Genomic DNA, 2,141 nt, shown 5'->3' with positions numbered 1-2,141 from the left:
AACCAACTCCGCGGCACCATCGGCCGCTTCCCCACGCCGGCTGACCAACAGCAGGTCCCGCACACCGTACTCGGCCACCAGATGCCGGGCGACCAAAGCCCCCAGACCGCCCGTACCACCGGTGATCAGGACTGTGCCGTCCTTGCCGAACACCGGTGCGGCGGTGTCATCGTCGGTGAGGGGCCGCCGGACGAGACGGGCGGCCTGGAGGTCGCCGTCATGGATCCGCAGCTGCGGCTCGCCGGTCTCCAGGGCGGAGAGCGGGAGCGCAGCCGGTGCGTCCGGTGCGTCCGGGTCGAGGTCGAGCAGGGCGAAGCAGCCCGGGTTCTCGGACTGGGCGGACCGCACCAGGCCCCATACCGCGGCCGCGGCCACGTCGTGTCCGGCCGTGGCGCCCCGCGTCACGAAGACGAACTTCGTACCGGTGAAGCGCTCTTCCTCGATCCGGCTGCGGACCAGTGCCAGGGCGTGCCGCGTCAGATCGTGGGCGGCCGCCGCGCCGGTGTCGGCGGCGTTCGTGCCGGCCGCCTGGTGGGGTGCGGCGATCGGCAGCAGTACCGGCCCCTGCACCGTGTCGTCGGCCGGCAGTGCGGTACGGGTGTCGACCTCGACGCCCGTCTCGCGCAGGCCCGCGGCGAGCCCGAAGAGGTCGTCGCCGACGAGCGTCACCGTCGTGAGGTCCGTCGCCGCCGGGATGGGGACCGTGGTCCAGTCGAGGCGGAACAGCGCGTCGCGGGTGAGGGCCGCCGCGGCGCTCAGCGCGTCCGCGGACACGGCGCGCATTGTGAGTGCCTGGACGGTGGCGACGGGGGCGCCGGTGGGGTCGGCGACGGCCAGGGTGAGCGTTCCGTCGGCCGCGCGGCCGAGCCGGACGCGGACGGACGAAGCGCCGGACGCGGCCAGGGTCACTCCGCTCCAGGAGAACGGAACGCTGCCGGCCTGCGTGTCGTCGTCCGAGGTGGCGAACCAGGCGGCGTGGAGACCGGCGTCGAGCAGGGCCGGGTGGAGGCCGAAGGACTCGGCGTCGCGCAGCGCGCCGTCCGGCAGGGACACCTCGGCGAACACGTCGCCGTCCCGCCGCCAGACGGACCGCAGGCCCTGGAACACCGGGCCGTAACCGAAGCCCTCGGTCGCCCGAGCCTCGTAGAAGCCCTCCAGGTCGACCGCTTCGGCGCCCGCCGGCGGCCAGACCGTGGCGTCGAAGGGAGCCGATGCGGCCGGCAGGCCGGTGGCGAGGACACCGGTGGCGTGCTGGGTCCAGGGGGCGTCCACGGAGCTCTCCGGGCGCGAGTGGACGGTGACGGTGCGGCGCCCGGTGTCGTCGGCGACGCCGACGCGCACCTGGGTCTGTACGGCGCCGCGCTCCGGGAGGACGAGCGGCGCGGCCAGGGTCAGTTCCTCGACCCGGTCACAGCCGACCTCGTCGCCCGCCCTGAGTGCCAGCTCCACAAGCGCCGTGCCGGGCAGCAGGACCCGGCCCATGACGGCGTGGTCGGCCAGCCACGGGTGCGTCTGGAGTGACAGCCGCCCGGTGAACAACACACCCTCACCCTCGGCCAGTTCGACGAGGCCGTTGAGGAGCGGGTGCGCGGCGGCGGTCAGGCCGACCGCGGAGGCGTCGGCCGTACCACGGGTGCCGGCGGGCCAGAACGGCCGGTGCTGGAAGGCGTACGTCGGCAGGGCGACCGGGCGCGCCCCGGTCGGTGCCAGGAAGCCGGACCAGTCGATCGGCGCGCCGAGGGTGTGCAGACGGCCGAGGGCGGTGAGCGCGGAGCGCTCCTCGGACGTGTTCCTGCGGAGTACGGGCACGGTGACGGCGTCGCCGGTCAGCGACTCCTGCGCCATGGCCGAGAGCACACCATCGGGACCCAACTCCAGGAAGGTGGTCACACCTTCGCCTTCGAGGGTGCGTACGCCATCGGCGAAGCGGACCGCCTCCCGCACGTGCCGCACCCAGTACTCCGCCGAACACAACTCCTCGGCCGAGGCCACCGCGCCCGTCAGGTTCGACACCACCGGAACGGTCGGCGTGGCGAAGACCAGGCCCTCCGCCACCACACGGAACTCCGCCAGCATCGGGTCCATCAACGGCGAGTGGAACGCATGCGACACCCGCAGCGACGTCGCCTTACGCCCCTCCG

1 protein-coding gene is annotated in these 2,141 nt (G+C 73.9%); it reads right to left on the bottom strand.

What is annotated here, in order from left to right:
• Positions 1–2,141, bottom strand: a 2,141-nt coding sequence (locus ACIGQF_RS38440) for a polyketide synthase dehydratase domain-containing protein (protein WP_399720755.1), incomplete at both ends; no start/stop codon positions are given.

The sequence above is a fragment of the Streptomyces sp. NPDC053560 genome (assembly GCF_044544605.1).
In the GTDB taxonomy this organism is placed as follows: domain Bacteria; phylum Actinomycetota; class Actinomycetes; order Streptomycetales; family Streptomycetaceae; genus Streptomyces.
Note: the sequence above shows the minus strand (reverse complement) of the source record. Positions and strands in the feature narration are given on the sequence as shown.